General features: G+C 74.0%; 17 protein-coding genes. 5 read left to right on the top strand and 12 right to left on the bottom strand.

Annotated elements, in window-relative coordinates:
• Positions 1 to 52 precede the first annotated feature (52 nt).
• The 8 genes from EV190_RS18775 to EV190_RS18745 all read right to left on the bottom strand — a co-directional run bounded on the left by EV190_RS18775 (position 53) and on the right by EV190_RS18745 (position 8,228).
• Positions 53 to 937, bottom strand: a complete 885-nt coding sequence (locus EV190_RS18775) for a hypothetical protein (protein ID WP_133742909.1) — start codon at positions 935 to 937, stop codon at positions 53 to 55.
• A gap of 151 nt (positions 938 to 1,088) precedes the next feature.
• The gene (locus EV190_RS18770) at positions 1,089 to 2,117 is read right to left on the bottom strand and encodes a copper transporter (RefSeq protein ID WP_133742908.1); all 1,029 of its coding nucleotides are present in this window, start codon (positions 2,115 to 2,117) and stop codon (positions 1,089 to 1,091) included.
• On the bottom strand, positions 2,114 to 3,319 hold the full coding sequence (gene steA / locus EV190_RS18765; RefSeq protein WP_133742907.1) for a putative cytokinetic ring protein SteA: 1,206 nt from the start codon (positions 3,317 to 3,319) through the stop codon (positions 2,114 to 2,116). Before steA ends, EV190_RS18770 begins: the two co-directional genes overlap by 4 nt.
• Positions 3,320 to 3,503: 184 nt before the next feature.
• On the bottom strand, positions 3,504 to 5,201 hold the full coding sequence (recN, locus tag EV190_RS18760) for a DNA repair protein RecN (RefSeq protein ID WP_133742906.1): 1,698 nt from the start codon (positions 5,199 to 5,201) through the stop codon (positions 3,504 to 3,506).
• Positions 5,202 to 5,265: 64 nt separating this feature from the next.
• Positions 5,266 to 6,237, bottom strand: a complete 972-nt coding sequence (locus tag EV190_RS18755; RefSeq protein WP_133742905.1) for an NAD kinase — start codon at positions 6,235 to 6,237, stop codon at positions 5,266 to 5,268.
• Positions 6,238 to 6,378: 141 nt separating this feature from the next.
• Positions 6,379 to 7,179, bottom strand: coding sequence for a TlyA family RNA methyltransferase (locus tag EV190_RS18750; protein WP_133742904.1), 801 nt, complete (start codon positions 7,177 to 7,179; stop codon positions 6,379 to 6,381).
• A gap of 120 nt (positions 7,180 to 7,299) precedes the next feature.
• Positions 7,300 to 7,461 carry a hypothetical protein gene (locus EV190_RS23525; RefSeq protein ID WP_166655506.1) on the bottom strand — a complete coding sequence of 54 codons (162 nt, stop codon included), beginning with the start codon at positions 7,459 to 7,461 and terminating at the stop codon, positions 7,300 to 7,302.
• Positions 7,461 to 8,228: a hypothetical protein gene (locus EV190_RS18745; RefSeq protein ID WP_133742903.1), complete on the bottom strand. Its 768-nt coding sequence runs from the start codon at positions 8,226 to 8,228 to the stop codon at positions 7,461 to 7,463. The genes EV190_RS23525 and EV190_RS18745 overlap by 1 nt, the downstream gene beginning before the upstream one ends.
• 312 nt (positions 8,229 to 8,540) lie before the next feature.
• Here EV190_RS18745 and EV190_RS18740 point away from each other — a divergent pair, with 312 nt between their 5' ends.
• The 3 genes from EV190_RS18740 (at position 8,541) to EV190_RS18730 (ending at position 11,414) form a co-directional block, all read left to right on the top strand.
• The gene (locus EV190_RS18740; protein ID WP_133742902.1) at positions 8,541 to 8,891 is read left to right on the top strand and encodes an SCP2 sterol-binding domain-containing protein; all 351 of its coding nucleotides are present in this window, start codon (positions 8,541 to 8,543) and stop codon (positions 8,889 to 8,891) included.
• Between the two features lie 181 nt (positions 8,892 to 9,072).
• The gene (locus EV190_RS18735; protein ID WP_133742901.1) at positions 9,073 to 10,413 is read left to right on the top strand and encodes a DUF1015 domain-containing protein; all 1,341 of its coding nucleotides are present in this window, start codon (positions 9,073 to 9,075) and stop codon (positions 10,411 to 10,413) included.
• A complete protein-coding gene (locus EV190_RS18730; protein ID WP_133742900.1) occupies positions 10,410 to 11,414 on the top strand; it encodes an HAD-IIA family hydrolase in 1,005 nt (334 codons plus the stop codon). Before EV190_RS18735 ends, EV190_RS18730 begins: the two co-directional genes overlap by 4 nt.
• 88 nt (positions 11,415 to 11,502) lie before the next feature.
• On the opposite strand, the gene EV190_RS18725 is transcribed toward EV190_RS18730, so the two are convergent.
• A complete protein-coding gene (locus EV190_RS18725; RefSeq protein WP_133742899.1) occupies positions 11,503 to 11,922 on the bottom strand; it encodes a single-stranded DNA-binding protein in 420 nt (139 codons plus the stop codon).
• A gap of 347 nt (positions 11,923 to 12,269) precedes the next feature.
• Between EV190_RS18725 and EV190_RS18720 the strand changes: the two genes are divergently transcribed.
• Positions 12,270 to 13,178, top strand: coding sequence for an MBL fold metallo-hydrolase (locus EV190_RS18720; protein ID WP_133742949.1), 909 nt, complete (start codon positions 12,270 to 12,272; stop codon positions 13,176 to 13,178).
• Positions 13,179 to 13,291: 113 nt separating this feature from the next.
• Positions 13,292 to 14,215, top strand: coding sequence for a GNAT family N-acetyltransferase (locus tag EV190_RS18715; protein ID WP_133742898.1), 924 nt, complete (start codon positions 13,292 to 13,294; stop codon positions 14,213 to 14,215).
• Here EV190_RS18715 and EV190_RS18710 read toward each other — a convergent pair.
• The 3 genes from EV190_RS18710 to EV190_RS23775 form a co-directional block, all read right to left on the bottom strand.
• Positions 14,210 to 14,653 (bottom strand): NUDIX domain-containing protein, encoded by a 444-nt coding sequence (locus EV190_RS18710; protein ID WP_133742897.1) that lies wholly within the window; start codon positions 14,651 to 14,653, stop codon positions 14,210 to 14,212. The two genes, EV190_RS18715 and EV190_RS18710, sit on opposite strands and share 6 nt — an antisense overlap.
• Positions 14,654 to 14,775: 122 nt before the next feature.
• Complete coding sequence (locus EV190_RS18705) at positions 14,776 to 15,552, bottom strand: FUSC family protein (RefSeq protein WP_243742667.1); 777 nt, start codon at positions 15,550 to 15,552, stop codon at positions 14,776 to 14,778.
• A 26-nt stretch (positions 15,553 to 15,578) separates the two neighbouring features.
• Positions 15,579 to 16,015: hypothetical protein (locus EV190_RS23775; RefSeq protein ID WP_208113241.1), on the bottom strand; the 437-nt coding region annotated here is incomplete at its 5' end.

The raw sequence follows: 16,015 nt of genomic DNA, 5'->3' as shown, positions 1-16,015 counted from the left end.
CGGGGTCCGGGGCTCGGGCGGCCCTCGGGGAGGGCCTGGACCGAGGAGGAAGTCACTCCGCGCTCGGCGCCGCCAGCAGGTCGGCCGGCAGGGGCCGGTGCCCGGCGGGGAACGGCGTGGAGCGGCGGCCCAGCTCGTCCAGGCGGCGCAGCGGCGGGGTCTCGGCGATGACCCTGGTGAAGCTCACGAACTCGCTCGCCGCGGTCAGCGCGACCACACCGGCGAGCAGGCCCAGGCGGGCGGACCGCGGCAGGCTCGCGGCGGCGGCCACCCCCAGCATCGCGCCGAGGGCGTTGGCCCCCGAGTCGCCGAGCATCGCCCGCTCCCCCAGGTCCTCGGGCAGCAGAGCGGCGGCCGCGCCCAGGGCCGGTGCCGCGATCGGCCCCGCGACGGGATGCGCCAGGGCGGGGGCGCCGACCAGCAGCGCCACCTTGGTCGCGCGGCCCGGACGCAGGTCGAACAGGTTGAGCAGGTTGGCGCTGCCCGCGATCAGCGCGCTGTTGACCAGCACGTCCACCGGCGCGCGGGCCACCGCCACCGCGGCGGCCGCGCTGGTCGCGCCGATCCCCAGGATCTTGGCCGCCCCGGTCGTCACCTCACCGCGGGCCAGGGCGCCCAGATGCCCCCGGAACCCCCGGGAGCCCGCCGTCCCCGACAGGTCGTCGTAGGCCCCGAAGGCCGCCGCGCCGCCGCCCGCCAGCACCGTCGCCATACGCAGGTTGACCGGCAGGCCGGGCGAGAGCACGGTTCCCGTGCACGCCCCGGCGGCCAGTGCGGGGCCCTCCAACAGGGTGACCCGCTCACCCCGGAAGTTGACGCGGTTCCACCGGGCGCCGACCGGCCCGCTCCCCGAACCCGGTCCCCACCCGCTGGTCAGGGCCGCGTACATGCCCCGGGCCGCGATCGCGCCGACCACCGCGCCCGCGAGGCCGCGCACGGCGCGGGCCGCCCCGGGCGGAGGCGTCGGCGCGCGTCCGTCCCCCGTCTGCGACGGAGGGGCCGGGAGCGGCCGCTCGGAGGTGTCCGCCGCGCCCTCGGGGCGTGTCCGCGGTCTGGGGGAAGGACCTGGGAGCATGTCCGGGTACTTTCTATGAGTCGTCTCTGCTGGACGGGCTGGTCTCGGGACTGGCCTCGGGGGACGGTTCACTGACGGCCGGCAGCGGGTCGGGCAGGAAGCCGTCGACCCCGGCGCCGATCCCGTAGTGGCCGTCACGGCCCTCCTCGGTCATGGCGAGCACGAGCACCGCGACGACGGCGCCCGCCTGGGTGTCGACCGTGTCGACGGTACTGAAGCGGGCCTCCTCCGCGCGCGCCTGGCGCACGACGCCCGTCCGGCCGTCCGCCGCGGGCGAACCGGCCAGGACGGTGCCGCTGCCCGCCTGCTCGAAGGCGCGCGCCAGCGCCAGCACCACCGCGTTGCCGGGCGGGGTGACCGCCTCCCCCTCCTGGGAGTCGGCGGACGCGAAGGGCTCGGCGGGGGCCAGCACCAGGGCCGCGTCGGCGCCCGACGCGGGCCGGCCCTGCGTGGTGAGCAGCCCCGCCTCGGTGAACCCGGCCAGGACCGCCTCCCCGTCGAAGTCGTCGCCCGCCCTGCGCGCCACCCCCTGGGGCGCGTCCTCGTCCACGGCGAGCACGGCCTGGGCGATCTCGGCCCCGGCCCGCTCGTACGGGTTGCCCTGCGGCAGGTCCAGGCCGGCCCCGAGCTGGTCGGTGACCTCGTCGACGAAGCTGGACTCGCTCGGGTCGAGGTACCTGTCGGTCAGGAGCAGCCGCCCGCCGACGGTCCCCCCCGCGCGCCGGATCCCGTCGAGGACGGCGTCGCGGGACGCCGCGTCCACCCCCGGCGACTCCACCACGACGACCCGCAGCCCGTTGAGCCGCCCGTCGAGCATGGCGTCGGCGTACGCGGCGATGAGCTGGGCGTCACCGGCGTTCAGCTTCTCGGCCAGGTCCTTCTCGGTCCGCAGCTGCTCGCTCTGCTCGCGCAGCTGCGCGGTCTCGGTCTTCAGGGCGTTGAGCAGCGGGTCCTGCAGCATCGTGGTGCCCAGCACGATGCCGACGGTCAACGCGAGGAAGACCGCGACGATGGAGACCAGGTGGTAACGGAAGTCGATCACGCGAGAAGTCCCGTGAGCCAGTAGAGGAACGCGTCCCAGCGCACGGCGAGGAAGGTCATGTAGACCTGCCCGGCCGGGGAGCTGTAGGCCGCGACGACGATGGTGAGCAGGCAGGCCCCCGCGAGCAGCAGCAGCGTCCACGGCGAGATGCGGCTGCGGTAGAGGCGGCTGACGCCCTTGGCGTCGACGAGCTTGCCGCCGACCCGCAGGCGGGTGAGGAAGGTGCTGGCCATCCCCGCGCGGCCCTTGTCCAGGAACTCCTCGAGGGTGGCGTGCGTGCCGACCGCGACGATGAGGGCGGCGCCCGCGTCGTCGGCGAGCAGCATCGCCACGTCCTCGCTGGTCCCGGTCGCGGGGAAGACGACGGCCTGGTGGCCCAGGTCGGTGACGCGCTGGAGACCGGGGGCCCGCCCGTCCCGGTAGGCGTGCACCACCAGTTCCGCGCCGCAGGTCAGCGCCCGGTCGGACACCGAGTCGAAGTCGCCGACGATGATGTCGGGCCGGTACCCGGCCTCCAGGAGCGCGTCGGCGCCGCCGTCCACCGCGATGATGACCGGCCGGTACTCGCGGATGTAGGAGCGCAGCGTCGCGATGTCCTCGCGGTAGTGGTAGCCGCGCACCACGATCAGGACGTGCCTGCCCTCGATCGAGGTGGCGATGTCGGGTACGCCGACCCCCTCCAGGAGCAGCGCCCGCTCGCGCTTGAGGTACTCCATGGTGTTGGCGGCGAACGCCTCCAGCTGCACCGCGAGTCCGGCGCGCGCCTCGGCCATGGCCGCCTCGACCGACGCCTCGTCCTGTTCGACGCCCCTGGCCACGACCGTGTCGCCGCGCAGCAGGATCCCGCCCTCCAACCGGAGCCGCTCGCCCTCCTCCAACCGGGAGAAGACCGCCGGGTCGACCTCGTCGACCAGTGGGATCCCCGCCTCGACGATGAGCTGCGGCCCGAGGTTGGGGTACCGGCCGCTGATGCTCGTGGCGGTGTTCAGCACCGCCGAGACCCCGCACTCGACGAGGGCCTCGGCGCTCACCCGGTCGATGTCGACGTGGTCGATGACCGCGATGTCGCCGGGTCTGAGCCGTTTGGTGAGATTCTTGGTGCGGCGGTCCGCCCGGACCGGGGCGACAACGCCGTTCGTTCCGTCGGGCCTGGCGCGACGGAGTCTCGGGAGCCGCGCGCTGAACGCGGTGGGAACCTTCATCGCCTGCATCCTGCCACGGAGGGCAGCGATATCGTCACACCCCGCACTGTGACGGCGTGTTGGCGTGCTCCCGTCTGCTCGTCCTCGGGCATCCTGGTCCACCGTCCCCGCTGTGGTCGCGGCGGCCCACGCGGTGGACGGCGGCCGTGTCCCGGCGGAAGGGGACCGCTGGACGCGGCGCGGCTCAGTCGCGGTCGGCCGCCGCGATCGTGAGCAGCTCCTCGGCGTGGGCGCGGCCGAGTTCGGAGTCCTCCAGCCCAGCCAGCATACGTGAGAGCTCCCGGACCCGCCCGGAACGGTCCAGCCGGGTCACCCCGCTCTCGGTGACCATGCCGTCGTTGGACTTCTCCACCACCAGGTGGGCGTCGGCGAACGCGGCGACCTGGGGCAGGTGGGTGACCACGATGACCTGCGCGCGCCGGGCGAGGCGGGCCAGGCGCCGCCCGATCTCGACGGCGGCCTTGCCGCCGACACCCGCGTCGACCTCGTCGAAGACGAAGGTGGGAACGGGGTCGGCCCCGGCGAAGACCACCTCGATGGCCAGCATGACCCGGGAGAGCTCCCCCCCCGAGGCGCCCTTGTTCAGGGGCAGCGGCGGAGCGCTGGGGTGGGGGGCGAGCAGCAGCTCGATGTCGTCGCGGCCGTGCGGACCGAACTGCGCGCCGGTGGTCAGGCGGACCGCGACCCGGGCGTGCGGCATCGCCAGCGCGGCGAGCTCCTCGGTGACGGCCGCGCCGAACCGGTCGGCGGTCTCGGAGCGGATGCCGGTGAGCCGGTCCGCGAGCTCGGTCATCCGCCCGCGCAGCTCCTCCTCCTCCACGGCGAGCGCCTCGATGCGCTCGTCGTCGCCGTCCAGCTCCGCCAGCCGCTTGGCGGCGTCCTCGGCCCAGGCCAGGACGTCGTCGGTGGTGGCGCCGTACTTGCGGGAGAGCTGGGTGAGCAGCGACCGGCGCTCCTGCACCGCGGCCAGGCGCGCCGGGTCCGCGTCCACGGACTCGGAGTAGGAGGCGAGCTCGGTGGCGGCGTCGCTGAGTACGTAGCTGACCTCGTCCAGCCGGTCGGCGACCGCGGCGAGCTCCGCGTCGTGCTCGCGGACGGCCGTCAGCGCCTGGCGCGCGGCGGCCAGCAGCGCGGCGACGTCCACCTCGACGTCGCTGGCGGGGTCTCCGGCAAGCGCCTCGTGCGCGGTGGTCGCGGCCACGCGCAGCGCGTCGGCGTGCGCCAGCCGGGTCTCCTCGGCCAGAAGCTCGGCGTCCTCGCCCTCGCGCGGCTCGGCCGCGAGGATCTCCTCCACGCCGAAGCGCAGCATGTCGGCCTCCTGGGCGCGTTCGCGCGCCCGGGTGGTCAGCTCCTCCAGCGACTCGGCGACCTCCCGGTGCCGCCGGTAGGCGGCGCTGTAGGCGCTGAGCGTCTTGGTCAGCGCCTCCCCCGCGTACCGGTCGAGCGCCGCGCGCTGGCGTTCGGCGCGCAGCAGCCGCTGCTGGTCGGACTGGCCGTGCACGGCGACGAGGTCGTCGGCAAGGTACGCCAGCAGGCTGACCGGCACCGACCGCCCTCCGAGAGTGCCGCGCGAGCGGCCTTCGGCGGACACGCTGCGCGAGACGATCAGCACGTCCTCGTCGAGTTCGCCGCCCGCCTCCGCGACGCGCCCGGCGACCCGGCCTCCCGGGGGAACCGTCAGCCTGCCCTCCACGACCGCCCGGTCCGCACCGGGACGCACCCGCTGCGGATCGGCCCGTCCACCGAAGAGCAGCCCCAGACCGGTGACCACCATCGTCTTACCCGCACCGGTCTCACCCGTGACCACGGTGAACCCCGGAGACAGCTCCAGAACCGCGTCGTCGATCACGCCGAGACCCTGGATTCGGACTTCTTCGAGCACCGGACCCTCTCCTGATAACCACTGCTGACGCCTTGTGCTGCCCGTGCCGCGCGCACGGGTGCGCTCACCTGTGCCCGCGCTCGGCCCGCCCGCGCCAACCGGCCACCGGGAGGCCGAACTTGGCGACCAGCCGGTCGGTGAACGGCGGCCGCTGGAGGCGGGCCAACCGCACCGGCGTGTTCGAGCGCGAGATCTCGATTCGCGCTCCGGCGGGCAGTTCGACCATACGGCGTCCATCGCACCAGAGCACCCCCTCGGTGGTGTCCGGGAGCACCTCGAACGCGACGGTCGCGTCGGGGGCGACCACCATGGGCCGCGCGAAAAGGGCGTGCGCGCTCAGCGGCACCACCAGAAGCGCCTCCACGGAGGGCCACACGACGGGGCCTCCCGCGGAGAACGCGTGCGCGGTCGAACCGGTGGGCGTGGCGCACACCACTCCGTCGCAGCCCCAGCGGGACAGCGGACGCCCGTCGATCTCCAGGACCACCTCCAGCATGCGGCGGGCGTCGAGCTTCTCGGCCGTGGCCTCGTTCAACGCCCAGGTGCGCACCGGCGGGGTCGTGCCGTTGCGGCCCCTGTCGTACACCGCGACGTCGATCGTCATGCGCTCCTCGACCTCGTAATCACGCGCGACCACGCAGCGCACGGTGTCGGACAGGTCGTCGCGCTCGGCCTCGGCGAGGAAGCCCACGTGCCCCAGGTTCACGCCCAGGAGGGGGACCCCTGCCGGACGGGCGATCTCGGCGGCGCGCAGCAGCGTGCCGTCGCCGCCCAGCACCATGACGAGCTCGGCCCCCACCGCGGCGCCGGGCCCCGGCGAGACGATCTCCACGGGGTCCAGCCGCGCGCCGGTCCGCCTGATCTCGTCGACCTCGGAGGCGAACATCCGCACCGCCACCCCGGCCCGCGTGAGGCTCTGGTGGACCAGTCGGGCGCTGCGGACGGCGGCGGGCCGCCCCGTGTGCGCCAGGAGGAGCACGGTCCGGCCGGTCCCGCCACCGGGCGCATCGGACGTGTCCTGGCCCGCACCGGTCATCGCAAGGTCCTCCTCATCGCCTTACCCCGGCCACCGCTCGCGGTGGCGCGGCCGGGGTCGACCCGGCCGGGACACGTTACCCGAAGCCTCGGACGATCCGGATGCGTGGCCCGTCCGCCATGTCCGGCGGCCGGACCCCGTTCACTGCGGCCCCTCCTCGACCGCCCGCCGCAGCCGCTCCTCGTCCAGGGGGCGCGCCCCCGCGCGCAGCCACAGGAAGTACTCGACGTTCCCCGACGGCCCCGGCAGCGGGCTCGCCGCGACGCCCTCGACACCCAGCCCCAGAGTGAGGGCGTGCGCGGCCACACCGCGCACCGCGTCCGCGCGCAGTTCGGGGTCGCGCACCACACCGCCCGCGCCGACGCGATCCCTGCCCACCTCGAACTGGGGTTTGACCATCATCGCGAAGTCGGCGCCGGGAGCGGCGCACTCGGACAACGCCCCCAGGACCAGGTTCAGCGAGATGAAGGACAGGTCTCCGACCACCAGGTCCGGCCGCGGTTCGCCGACGTGGCCGGGGGTGAGCTCGCGGACGTTCTGCCGCTCCAGCACCGTCACCCGCGCGTCGCTGCGCAGCGACCAGGCGAGCTGGCCGTACCCGACGTCGACCGCGAGGACGTGCGCCGCCCCGCGCCGCAGCAGCACGTCGGTGAACCCCCCGGTGGAGGCCCCCGCGTCCAGGCAGCGCCGGCCCGTGGCGTCGATGCCGAAGGCGTCGAGCGCGCCGATGAGCTTGTGCGCGCCCCGTGAGACGTAGACCGGTTCGTTGTCGGCCGCGTTCACCACGATCGCCTGGTCGGTGCCGACCTGGGTGGCCGCCTTGGTGGCGACGCCCCCCGCGACGCGGACCAGTCCCGCGTCGATGAGTTCGGCGGCGTGGGACCGCGAGCGCGCGTGGCCGCGCCGGACCAGCTCGGCGTCCAGTCGGCTGCGTTTGGCCATGGTGTGCATGCCTATCTAGTGTTCGGTGTCCGGCTCGCGGTGGTCTCCGCGCGGCTTCCCCGTGTTCTCGCGGTATCCCCCGAGCCCTCCGGAAGGGGGCTGGGGCACGGTCGCGAACGGTCAGCCGCGCGGGGGGTCGAGAGCGGAGAGCACCTCGGAGAGTTCGCGGTGCACCGTCTCGAACACGGCGACGTGCTCCGCGGTGTCGAGCTCGTCGAGCGCGTCCATCCGGGCCCGCACCCCGGCGAGGGTGCGCTCGGCGAGCACGGCCTCGCCCTCCACTACTTGCCCCCGTCCTTGGCCGGGCCGGAGCCCTTGCGGGTCGCGGCGCGCTTGGGCTGGCCCTTGGTCGACCGCGACCGGGCGCCGTTGGCCTTGGCCTTCCCGGCGCGCGCCGCGGGCCTGGCCGCCGGAGCGCTCCCGGGCTCCTGACCCCGGGGCTCCTCGACCACGGGCGCGGGCTCGGCCGCCGACTCGGGCGCGGGCTCGGCCGCCGGGGTCTGCTCGGCCTCCGCGGGCTCGGCCTCGACCACCGGGGACCCCGCCGTCTCGGGCTCGGGGGCCTGCTCGGCCTCCGCCGCCGCGCCGCGCACGGGCTCCGCCGAGGCGGCCGCGGGGGTCCGCGCCCCCTCCCCTGCCGCGGCACGGCGCCGCTGCGCCGCGGCCGTCGAGGCCAGGCGCCGCTCCAGTTCCGCGACGCGGCGCAGCAGCCGGTCGTGCTCGTCGCGGCGGACCAGGTCGAGGCGGTCCAGGAGGCGTTCGACCTCGCCTTCGACCAGGGTGCCGATCGCGGCCCGGTTCGCCCTGCTCGTCTCGATGAGGTCCGTGGCCAGCGCCTGGATGCTGTGCCCCACGCGCGTGCCGCGCACCGAGCTCTCCACGTTCTCCACGGTGCTCTTGGCGGTGTCGGCGGCGCGGGTGATCGCGCCCCCCGAGCGCTCGTCGCTCTCCTTGAGGAGGGTCTTGGCCGCCGCGACCGCGTGCTTGCGGGTGAGCTCGGTGAAACCGCTGGCGGCTTCCAGGTAGGTGCGTACCGCGTCGACGACCATTGAACGTGCTCCTCGAGAAATCCAGGTGTGCCGGCGGGTGATGCCTGCGTGAGCGGGACCCCGTTGAAACGCTACCCGCATCGACACCGTCATGCGGCGCAAGCCCGCGGCCGACCGCCTCGCGGGAGTCGGGACGCGTCGGGACCGCTGGACGGCCCTCCCGCGCCGGAGTCCCCTGACGTGGCCGCGTGCCCTCACGCGGTGAAGCCGCGCGGCTCCGGTCCGCCGACGGCGCTCGGGAGGGACCGGCGGCCCTTCCCACCACTGACCGGGCGGAACCTTCCCGCCGACGATCTAGGGCATGATGGGGGCATGGCCACCATTGAGGAATGCCGTACCGCCATCGGCAAAGTGTCCGATGAGATCGCCCAGCTCGACGAGGCCCGGCGGCGCAAGCACATCGTGGACCGGACCGTCAGCGTCACCGTCAGCGACCTGCGGACCGTCTTCGAGATGCGCCTGAGCATGCAGGGCCTGGTCGGCGTCACCGACCAGCCCGCCTCGGCCGAGATCGAGCGGGCCCAGGTACGCATCACCGTCTCCAGCGACGACCTGGTGGCCCTGTCCGAGGACCGGCTGGACTTCGCCAAGGCGCTGCTGTCCGGGCGGATCAAGCTGGACGCGAGCCTCGGCGACATGATGCGGATGCGCAAGCTGCTCTAGCGCCCCGCGTCCGGTGTCCGTTCTTCTTCCCGGTCTTGACCTTTCCGGGGCCTCAACCGCCGCCGAGACCCCGGAAAGGTCAAGACCAGCGGGAAAACCACCGCGACCCCGACCCCGCTCGTCGGACATGTCACCCTTCCGACACTGCCCCTGGCAGAGGACTCCCCGGTATCGTTTGCGGATGTCGGAAGCCGCCGAAGACGTTCTCGAACTCGCCCCGTTCCGAGGGCTGCGGTACGCGTCCCAGGACGCCCGGGCCCTCATCGACTCCCCCGATCTGGACCTCGCACTCGCGCTGGCTCCCCCCTATGACGTGGTGGACGCCGGAACCGTCTCCGCCCTGATCCGCGCCGAACCGCACAACGCCGTACGTCTGACCCTGCCCCCCGCCGCCGAGCCGCCCACAGGCCTTTCCGGGCCCGACCGGTACCGGCGGGCCGCGGGCACACTCCGGCGCTGGATCGACGAGGGCGTGCTCGTACGGGACGCCGAGGCCTCGCTGTACGTGTACGAGCAGACCGGCACGGCAGGGGTCCGCCAGCGCGGCCTCATCGGCGCGCTGCGGCTGCCGCCCCCCGGCAGCGGAACGGTGCGCGCGCACGAGGAGGTCTTCGATGTTCCCGTGGCCGACCGCGCCCGGCTCATGGCCGAGACCCGCGCGAACCTCGAACCGATCTTCCTGCTGTACCAGGGCGGCACCGGCGCCGCGCGGGGTGCGGCGGCCACCGCCGCGACCGCTCCCCGCCAGGACGAGCCCCTGGTGGACACCCTGACCGGCGACGGGACACGGCACCGACTGTGGGCGATCACCGATCCCGCCCAGCACTCGGCCGTCTCCGCGGACCTGGCCACCCGCACCGCGATGATCGCCGACGGGCACCACCGGTACGCCGCCTACCAGCGGCTGCGCGCGGCGCACCCGAAGGAGCCCTCGTGGGGTTACGGGCTGGCCCTGCTCGTGGACTCCGACTCCTCGCCCCCCTGCCTCGGCGCCATCCACCGCGTGTTCACCGGTCTGGACGCGGCCGACGCCGCCCGCGCCGCCGCCGCGCACGCCCGGGTGGACGACCTCACCGGCGTTCCCGTGGAGGAGGCCGCCGCCCGGTTGGAGCGCGCCGCGCGCCGGGGACCGTCCCTGCTGTTGGCGGACGCGCGACGCGGCTTCCTCGTGCGCGAAGTGGACCCGGCACCGCTGGCCGCCGCACTCCCCGAGCGCTCAGAAGAATGGCGGGCGCTGCACACCGCCGCGCTCATCCACCTCTTCCTCCCCCTCTGGGGGCTGCGCGACGAGGACGCGCTGCTGGTCCACGACGACGCCGAGGAAGCGGCCGCGGCGGCGGAGCCGGGGAGGAGGACCGCGGTGATCCTGCCTCCGCTGGACGTCGAGGACGTCTACGCGGTGACCGCCCGGAACGAGCTCACACCCCGCAAGTCGACATCATTCGGCCCCAAACCGCGCACCGGACTTGTACTGCGCGCCCTTGACCCGGCCGACCCCTTCAACAGTGACGGAAAACGATGACTCTCCTGGCCTCACCCGAACCCCTGCACTCGGTCTACGACGCGGCCCTGCTCGACCTGGACGGGGTCGTCTACGTCGGCCCGAACGCGGTTCCCGCCGCTCCGGGGGCCGTGGCCAAGGCCCGCGCCCAGGGAATGCGGGTGGCCTTCGTGACCAACAACGCCTCGCGCACCCCGGCGTCCATCGCCGAACGCCTCACCTCGCTGGGGGTGGGCGCCGAAGCCGACGACGTGGTCACCTCCGCGCAGGCCGCCGCCCGGCTCATCGCGGAACGCGTCGCTCCGGGGTCACCGGTGCTGGTGGTCGGCGACACCGGTCTGCGGCAGGCGGTGCGCGCCCACGGCCTGCGCCCGGTGACGACCGTCTATGACGAGCCGGTGGCCGTGGTGCAGGGATACTCGCCCCGGATGGGCTACGACCTGGCGGTCGAGGGCGCTCTCGCGGTGGCCGCCGGGGCGCTGTTCGTGGTGAGCAACAACGATGCCACCGCGCCTCTGGGACGCGGCATCCAGCCCGGCAACGGCTCCTTCTCCCGGGTGATCGCCCACTCCACCGGGCGCGAGCCGATCGTGGCGGGCAAACCGGAGCGGCCGCTGCACGAGGAAGGCGTGCGCCGCACCGGCTCCACCAACCCTCTGGTGGTCGGTGACCGTCTGGACACCGACATCGAGGGCGCGACCCGGCGGGGCGCGCACAGCCTGCTGGTGCTGTCCGGAGTGACCACCCCCGCCGAGCTGCTTCTGGCCCCACCCGAGCACCGACCTTCCTACCTCGCCCACGACCTGGACGGAATGAACGAGTCGCACCCGTCCGCACTGCTGGATCAGGGCCTGGCCCGCTGCGGCGGCTGGACCGCCGCAGCGGGCCGGGACCGGTTGCGGCTCGACGGCTCGGGAGATCCCCTGGACGGCCTGCGCGCACTGTGCGCGGCGGCCTGGGGTGGGGGCTACCCGGTCTCCGCCGACGCGGCCCGTGAGGCCGTCGGCCTGCTGGGCTGGTGACCGGAGGGAACCGGTCGGGGCGCGCCTTCCGGGTGGTCTCCGCTCCCGGGCCCGGACGGGAGCCCCGACCGTTCCCGCCGCGGTGCCCTCAGGCTGCGGCCCCGACCCGGCACGCGGTCTTGGCCTCGACCTCGAACACGCTGGCGGAGCCGTTGGGGGAACGCCAGAACCGGCGCCGGAGCGCACCGGTGACCTGCACCGTGTCCCCGATGCGCCAGTCCCGGGTGAGTTCGGCCATGTCCCGCCGGAAGCTGACGCAGGTGATGGGGTCGGCCGGCTGGTTGGGGCGCTGCTCCGACTGCGGCCTGGTCACGGCGATACGCCAGGTCACCAACTGGTCGCCGCTGGGCAGTTCGCGCACCGACGGCTCGGCGGTGACCCGTCCGGCGAGCAGGATCTCGTTGCGGTGCTCCCCGGAGTGGTGCGTGGCTCGGGACGCGGGCCGCTCCCCGGGGCCGGGGGCGGGAGCGCGTCGGGATGCGGTGGGGGCCGGTGGCGGGTTCTGCATGGTCGTCCTCCCAGACTGGTGAACCGGTGGCTTCCGCGCCGCGCCGGGCGCCGCGGGACCCTGTCTCACTCCCAGGATCATCCGGCGCCCCGGCGTCGCGAAAGCCGAATCCTCCGCCTGTGGAAAACTTGCGTCCACGCTGCCCGAAGACGTCGAATGGCATGAGGGGCGCCGGACGGCCCCGCGGGGCCACGCCCCGGCGCACCCGACGGGATTCCCGTGAACTAGATTCGGGTTCGGCCGTTGGGGTCCACCGGGAAGGGGAGCGCACCGTGGGGGACACGACCGGAGGCGTCCGCGGGGGCGTCACACCGCTGGGCGACGAGATCTTCGCGATCGACACCAGGATGGCGGGCTACCCCGGGATCACCTCCAGCTACCTGATCCGGTCCGAGCGGCCGTGCGTCGTGGAGGTCGGCACCGCGGGGTCTGCGCCGGTGCTGCGCGACGCGCTGCACTCCCTGGGCGTCGACGCCGCCGACCTGGCCACGGTGGCGGTCACCCACATCCACCTGGACCACGCCGGCGGCACCGGCGAGATCGCCCGGATGTTCCCCCGCGCCGAGATCGTCGTGCACGAGCGCGGAGCCCGCCATCTCGCCGACCCGTCACGGCTGATGCGCAGCGCCCGCATGGTGTGGGGCGAGCGCCTGGACACGCTGTTCGGCGAGATGACGCCGACCGAGGCGGCCAGGATCCGCGCCGTGGACACCGGCGACGAGGTCGACCTGGGCGCGGGCCGCAGACTGACCGCGCACTACTCCCCCGGCCACGCCAAGCACCACGTCGGGCTGGTGGACTCCCTGTCCGGCGACCTGTACGTGGGCGACGCGGTCGGCGTGTACAACCCGCTCACCGGCGACGTGCGCCCGGCGACCCCGCCGCCGGACTTCGATCTGGACGCGGGCCTGGGCTCGCTGCGGCTGTTCTCCGACATCCGACCGCGACGGCTGCTGTTCTCGCACTTCGGAGCGGTCGACGAGGTCGCCCCGACCCTGGAGCGCGCGGTCGAGGAGCTCCGGGTGTGGGTGGAGACCGTGCGCGAGTCCCGTGACACCGGAGGCGACCTCGACCATGCGGTCGCCCTGGTGCGCGAACGCGTACTCGACCGCTACCGCCCCCTCCCCGAGGGCGTCGCCGGGGAGTCCCAGCAGGTCCTGGACATCCTCAGCGGCGTCGAGGGCAACGTCGCGGGCATCACGCACTGGCTGGACCGGGTCGAGGCGGATCGGCGCGAGGCGGAGAAGACCGGGTGAGCGCCCCTGGGGAACCCCGACCACGTCCCGCCGCCGGGGCCCGGCGCCACCGTTCTCCCTCGCCCGTCCGAAAACAGGTCGCGAACTCCGGGGCCGGATTCTAGGGTCGGACGATGAGCCTCGTGATTCGCCCCTTCCGGCCCGATGACGCGCCGGCCGTCCTCGCCATCACCCAACAGGCCGTCCCGCACATGATCGACACCGTCGAGTCGCTGCGGGCACGGGCCGACCGGGCCCCGGCCGCCTCCCGCGCCGCGGTCCTCGTCGCGGAACTGGACGGCATCGTCGTGGGCCGTGCCTGCGCCGAGCTGGAATGGGAGACCTCGCTGGCCGGCCAGGGCGCCGTGAACATCGTCGTCGACCCCGGCCACCGCCGCAGGGGCGTCGGCGGCGCGCTGCTGCGCGCGGCCGAGAAGCACATCGCCGATGTCGGCGGGACCGTGATGCGCACCTACACCCTCGGCCCGGAATCGGGGCGGTTCGCCGAGCACCGGGGCTACGAACGCGGCACGATCAGCCTGTTCCAGGAACTCGACCTGGCCTCGCTGCCACCGGTCCCGCCAAGGCCCGAAGGCGCGGAACTGCGCCCGTACCGCGACTTCCGTTCCGATCCGCGCCCCCTGCACGCCGTGGAGGGGGCCGCCGCCCGGGACGAGCCGGCGGAGATCCCCTACGACGCGACCCCCTACCCCGACTGGCTGACCGCGATGTGGGAGCACCCTCTGCTGGACCTGGACCTGAGCACTGCCGCGGTCCTGGACGGCCGCCCGGTGTGCGTCGTCAACCTGTTCTCCGACGGCCGGACGAAACTGTACTCGGCCATGACCGGCACCCTGCGCGAGTACCGGGGCCGGGGCCTGGTCAAGTACACCAAGGCCGCCGCCCTGCACCGGGCCCGCGAGCGCGGCTACCGGACGGCCCTGACCAGCAACGCCGACGACAACGCGCCGATGCGCGCCGTCAACACCTGGCTGGGCTACCGGCAGTGCGCGGTGGAGGTGGTGTACGCCAAGCCCGTACCGGGCGTCGCCTCATGACCCGTCGGCCGGGGCGCCGGGAAGGCCGAGCACGGTGAGCAGGTACGCGTAGAGACCGTCGTCGAAGGACAGGTCCGGCGGCAGCACCTCGAAGGAGCGCACCTCCAGCGTCTCGAACTCCCCGGTCAGCGGAGTCAGGCCGGCGAGCTGGGCGTGCGTGACCACGGTCGTGTGTCCCCCGGCCAGTACGTAGTACCCGACGACACGCAGTTCCGCCAGTTCGGCCCCCGCCTCTTCGCGGGCCTCCCTACGGGCGGTGGCCTCGACGTCTTCGCCCGCTTCGGCGTGTCCGCCGGGAAACTCCCAGGCGCGGTCCCGGTGCCGGACCATGACGGGCCTCAGTCCCGAGAACAGCAGCACGACGACCGAGTCGTGGGAAGCGGGTGGGCCCCCGATGTGGACGACGGCGCCGTTCAACGGCGGTGGGAGCAGGGTCATGGACGCGTCAGCCTCGCTCTCGACCGGACAGCCGTGGGTCTCGTCGTCATACCCGCCCGCAGGCCGGTCCCATGCCGGGCGGCCCGGCTCCGTCGGGTAACGGAGCCGGGCCGCCCGGTACTTCAGGAGCTCTCGTCCTCCCGGTCCGAGGGGACCTCCGCGTCAGTCTCGTCCGGCGCGGCCCCCCTCGGGGAGTCCTCGTCCCCGGCCGGAGCCTCCGACATGTCCGCGGGCACGGTCATCCCGGCGGCCTGGTCCCCGGGGCCGTCCTCGAAGTCCGGGTCCTCGGCGTCGCTCCACACCACGTCCTCGCCGATATCGACGATCTCCACGCCCTCCAGCGCGGCCAGGCGCTCGTCGGCGTCGGTCTCGCCCTCCTGGTCCACGGCGGCCGCGCGGGAGAAGTACTCCCGGGCCTCCTCCGTACGCCCCAGCTCCAGCAGCACGTCGGCGTAGGCGTAGAACAACCGCGCCACCCACGGGCGGGCCCGGCGCTCCTTGAGTTCGGGGACTTGGAGCTCGACCAGGGCAGCGCGAACGTCCCCCATGTCCCTGCGGGCCCCTGCGGCGACGATGCGCAGTTCGATCTGCTCGGCGGTCTCGAGGCCCTCGGCCTCGGGCCCGTGCGCGATCTCCAGGGCACGCTCGGGACGGCCGAGACCGCGTTCGCAGTCGGCCATCACGGCGAGGTAGACGTTGCGCCCGTTCATCCGTCGAGCGGCGCGCAGCTCTGACAGGGCCTCCTGCCACTTGCCCACCGAGTAGGCCGCCAGACCGGCCGCCTCCCGCACCGCGCCGATACGGGACGCCTTGCGCCGGGCGTAGACGGCATGCTGGTAGGCGCGCTCCGGATCCTCTCCGAGAAGCTCACCCGCCGCCACCAGGTGCTTGGCGACCACGTCGGCCAGCGACTTGGGCAGGGTCGTCAGCTCACCGCGAACCTCGGCGTCGAGGCGGTACGGAAGCGCGTCCTCGGGCAGTTCCGGAGCGGCCTCGCGCGGCTCGCGCGGCGCCTCGTCACGGTGGCGGTCATTCCCGTATCCGCGACGCGGCGCCTCCGAACGGTTCCCACTCGCGCGGTACGGGCGATCCCCGCGGTCTCCCCGGTAACCACCGCTCGGCCGGTCGTCACGACGGTCGGAACCACCCCGATAACCACCACGCTCCACGTCCCTGGAGCGGCCTTCGCCATCGCGGTAAGAAGGCCGACTGTCACGACGGTCGGAACCACCCCGGTAACCACCGCTCGGCCGGTCGTCACGGCGATCGGAACCACCCCGATAACCACCACGCTCCACGTCCCTGGAGCGGCCTTCGCCATCGCGGTAAGAAGGCCGACTGTCACGACGGTCGGAACCACCC

Origin of the sequence: Actinorugispora endophytica (assembly GCF_004363075.1) — a bacterium.
GTDB lineage: Bacteria > Actinomycetota > Actinomycetes > Streptosporangiales > Streptosporangiaceae > Actinorugispora > Actinorugispora endophytica.
This window is presented reverse-complemented; position numbering and strand designations above follow the sequence as displayed.

Coding starts and splice junctions, on each gene's coding strand:
- steA (WP_133742907.1), bottom strand. CDS start 3,319: ATGAAGGTTCCCACCGCGTTCAGCGCGCGGCTCCCGAGACTCCGTCGC.
- EV190_RS18730 (WP_133742900.1), top strand. CDS start 10,410: ATGACTCTCCTGGCCTCACCCGAACCCCTGCACTCGGTCTACGACGCG.
- EV190_RS18740 (WP_133742902.1), top strand. CDS start 8,541: ATGGCCACCATTGAGGAATGCCGTACCGCCATCGGCAAAGTGTCCGAT.
- EV190_RS18735 (WP_133742901.1), top strand. CDS start 9,073: ATGTCGGAAGCCGCCGAAGACGTTCTCGAACTCGCCCCGTTCCGAGGG.
- EV190_RS18755 (WP_133742905.1), bottom strand. CDS start 6,237: ATGACCGGTGCGGGCCAGGACACGTCCGATGCGCCCGGTGGCGGGACC.
- EV190_RS18725 (WP_133742899.1), bottom strand. CDS start 11,922: ATGCAGAACCCGCCACCGGCCCCCACCGCATCCCGACGCGCTCCCGCC.
- EV190_RS18720 (WP_133742949.1), top strand. CDS start 12,270: ATGGCGGGCTACCCCGGGATCACCTCCAGCTACCTGATCCGGTCCGAG.
- EV190_RS18745 (WP_133742903.1), bottom strand. CDS start 8,228: ATGGTCGTCGACGCGGTACGCACCTACCTGGAAGCCGCCAGCGGTTTC.
- EV190_RS18710 (WP_133742897.1), bottom strand. CDS start 14,653: ATGACCCTGCTCCCACCGCCGTTGAACGGCGCCGTCGTCCACATCGGG.
- EV190_RS18715 (WP_133742898.1), top strand. CDS start 13,292: ATGAGCCTCGTGATTCGCCCCTTCCGGCCCGATGACGCGCCGGCCGTC.
- EV190_RS18750 (WP_133742904.1), bottom strand. CDS start 7,179: ATGGCCAAACGCAGCCGACTGGACGCCGAGCTGGTCCGGCGCGGCCAC.